Raw genomic sequence first — 487 nt, 5'->3', positions numbered from 1 at the left:
TGCTTGCTGGTGACCGTATTGCGATAGTCGGCAGTTCAGGTTCCGGTAAAAGTACGCTATTGCATCTGCTTGGCGGACTGGACGGTCCAACTGACGGAAAAATTGAGGTATTGGGTCAGGATATCAGCAAACTTTCAGTCAATGATCTCAGTAAATTACGCAATCAATCATTAGGCTTTGTTTACCAGTTTCATCATTTACTACCTGAGTTCACGGCAGAAGAAAACGTTGCTATGCCACTGGTTATTGGCGGCATGCATCCCAAGGCAGCCAAACAACAGGCCAATGAACTGTTACAACAGGTAGGACTGGGTCACCGGGCACATCATAAACCCAGCGAATTATCGGGTGGTGAACGTCAGCGTGCGGCACTGGCTCGCGCATTAATTACAAAACCTGCCTGCCTGTTGGCTGATGAACCTACCGGAAATCTGGATCACCAGACTGCTGAAGGTATTTTTGATTTGATTATGAAATTGAATACGGA

Annotated in this window: 1 protein-coding gene; it reads left to right on the top strand. The window is 46.8% G+C overall.

Features of this window, described 5'->3' with window-relative positions:
- Window positions 1-487 (top strand): ATP-binding cassette domain-containing protein (locus tag B3182_RS04385; protein WP_292751728.1); only part of this gene is annotated, 487 nt, incomplete at both ends.

Source organism: Methylophaga sp. UBA4204 (assembly GCF_002379485.1).
Classification (GTDB): domain Bacteria; phylum Pseudomonadota; class Gammaproteobacteria; order Nitrosococcales; family Methylophagaceae; genus Methylophaga.
This window is presented reverse-complemented; position numbering and strand designations above follow the sequence as displayed.